Consider the following 2577-nt stretch of genomic DNA (forward strand, 5'->3'; position numbering starts at 1 on the left):
CGATGTTGGCGGGTGTTACGCCGCCATCTACCTCCAGGCGGATATCCCGGCCCGAGGCGTCGATCAACGCCCGCGCCTCACGAAGCTTTGTGAGGGTGGAGGGTATGAATGACTGGCCTCCAAAACCCGGATTCACCGACATCAGGAGGATCATGTCCAGCTTGTCCATGACATAGGTCAGGTCATCAAGGCCAACGTGGGGATTCAACACAAGACCCGCTTTACAGCCCGCATCACGGATCATCTGCAGGGACCGATCGACGTGGGTAGAGGCATCGGGATGAAAGGTAATGAAGCTTGCGCCGGCTTCCGCAAAGTCACCGATGAGCTGGTCCACCGGCGACACCATCAAGTGCACGTCGATGGGCGCCGTGACGCCGTGCTTGCGCAGGGCTTTGCAGACCATGGGACCAATAGTGAGATTCGGCACATAGTGATTGTCCATAACGTCGAAATGTACGATGTCGGCGCCTGCCGCCAGGACGTTATCGACCTCCTCCCCAAGACGCGCGAAGTCTGCAGAAAGTATCGATGGGGCAATCAGGTAATCGCTTTTACTCATGCTTTTGACTCATTCTTTTGATGCTTAGTGTTTAACTGTTAACCCGAAATCGGGTCCTGTTTTATCGGATCCAGGATTGGACTCACCTTCGAAGCGAGGTGGCGCTCCAGCGCTGTCCGCCGCTCGGGCGTCCCCACATCGGTCCAGTGTCCCGAATAATGCTCGCCAAACAGCCGATGCTCCGCGATGGCCGCTTCCAGCAGCGGCAGCAACGCGCGCTTCCCGGGCTCGTAACCGTCGAAAAACTGCGGATCATACAGACCTATACCGGCGTAAGTCAGAGTTTCCGGGCTGCTATCGCTGGACGGGGCCTCGGGGCGCCGTTTCACACTATCGCCCCGCAAGCAAAAATCCCCGGCAGGATTGTGGAATGGATTATCGACGAGCAGCAACTTTGCTGAGGTTTTGTCCACGCTGCTCTGCAAGAGTGCTTCGAAAGAAAAGTCGGTCCATACATCGGCGTTGACCAGTAGAAACGGCTGCTCACCCAGCAATGGCAGAGCCTGAATGATGCCTCCCGCCGTTTCCAGGGGTGTCTCCTCATGGCTGTAGCGGATCGCGCAGCCCCAGCGACTCCCGTCTCCACAGTAATCTTCAATCTGCTGTCCCAACCAGGAAACATTGACCACGATGTTGTCCACGCCGGCGGCCACGAGCTTTTCGATGTGATAGTCGACGAGTGGCTTGCCCGCCACGGTAACCAGGGGCTTGGGCGTCTTCAGCGTCAGCGGTCGCATACGCTCGCCCTTCCCCGCCGCGAGGAGCATCGCGGTGTTCACGGGAGCCGAAGTCGAAGCGTTACTGCGACTCATAAAACCAGCTTTGCCTGCGGGCTGCCGGCATCACCCGGTCATCAAACCAGGCCGCGAATGCAGCGATCTCGGGGGTATCGGGATAGTCGGCCAGTGCCGCCTGCACATAGGCTATAACCCGGGGCAAGTCGTCGAGATAGGCGGGCTTTCTGTCGCGGAGAGATAGCCTGGCAAAAATGCCCAGCACCTTGATGTGGCGCTGCAGACCCATGAAGTGAAAGTCCGTGAGAAATTCGTCGGCATTCGGGACCACAGTACCGCGGGACTCCAGGCGGTCTCGATAATTCAGAACCCAGTCTTGCACCCGATCATCGGGCCAGCGCAGATAACAGTCCTTGAGCAGCGACACGGGGTCGTAGGTCAGTGGGCCCACCACGGCGTCCTGAAAATCTATGGTCGCCAGGGCGCCGTCATCCAGCAGCATCAGGTTCCGAGCGTGAAAATCGCGGTGGACTACCACCTGCGTCTGGGCCAGCGCGCGATCGCAAAGCAGTGTTTCCAGGGCGGTAAACAGCCGCCGGGCATTTGGGTCGTAATCCAGCCCCAGTAATCCTTCGCAAAACCACTCGGGGAACAGGTCCATCTCACGAGACAGATGTGCACGATCGTAGGGCGCCAGCGAAAAATCACCGGGATCTGCCACAGCGAGGGCTTCCAGCATCGCCAGCGCTTCACCGTAGTAGCCATCCACCGTTTCTGTGTTGAGCAGCGGCAGCAGGGTCTGATCACCCAGATCCTCAAGCGCCAGAAAACCCTGCTTTAGATCCGCACGGAGCACCGCCGGGACCCGCAGACCCGCCGCCGCGAGACCCTTGGCAAGAGACACAAATTCGCGATTTTTCTCGGTTTCCGGTGGCGCGTCGCAGAGGATGAGGGTTCTGCCCTCCTCCTCGACGCGGAAGTAGCGGCGGAAACTGGCGTCACCGGCGACCGGCTCCAATTGGGGAGGCTTGCCGGCCCAGGACTCGAACCACAGTCTCAGCCGTTCTGTTCGTTCAGTGCGGTTCAAAGGTCTCCCGGGCTTCCACCCTTGGCAGGAACAAAAATTCTCATGATGTCAGGATTCGCTATCGTCTTTTAGACATAGCTTAACAATCTGGTGTGCGGCGTCTAACGCGAAGTTCGCCGATGCTTTATTATGCGCCGTCTATTGCGTTAAAGCGGCAGCAGATGCTCGCATTTCCACCCAAATTGCCCGCTCTT

General features: G+C 58.4%; 3 protein-coding genes. All 3 read right to left on the reverse strand.

Features of this window, described 5'->3' with window-relative positions:
* Positions 1-562: ribulose-phosphate 3-epimerase (gene rpe, locus ACTG3T_RS03620; protein WP_439100900.1), on the reverse strand; the 562-nt coding region annotated here is incomplete at its 3' end.
* 38 nt (positions 563-600) lie between these two features.
* Entirely contained in the window at positions 601-1374 is a 774-nt protein-coding gene (gene murU / locus ACTG3T_RS03625) for an N-acetylmuramate alpha-1-phosphate uridylyltransferase MurU (protein WP_439100901.1), read from the reverse strand.
* A complete protein-coding gene (locus ACTG3T_RS03630) occupies positions 1361-2383 on the reverse strand; it encodes an aminoglycoside phosphotransferase family protein (protein ID WP_439100902.1) in 1023 nt (340 codons plus the stop codon). Before ACTG3T_RS03630 ends, murU begins: the two co-directional genes overlap by 14 nt.
* Positions 2384-2577 lie beyond the last annotated feature (194 nt).

This window comes from Congregibacter sp. (assembly GCF_965660375.1).
Taxonomy (GTDB): domain Bacteria; phylum Pseudomonadota; class Gammaproteobacteria; order Pseudomonadales; family Halieaceae; genus Congregibacter.

What these genes read in the sequence shown, in the direction of transcription:
- murU (WP_439100901.1), bottom strand. Translation starts at nt 1,374, where the DNA reads ATGAGTCGCAGTAACGCTTCGACTTCGGCTCCCGTGAACACCGCGATG.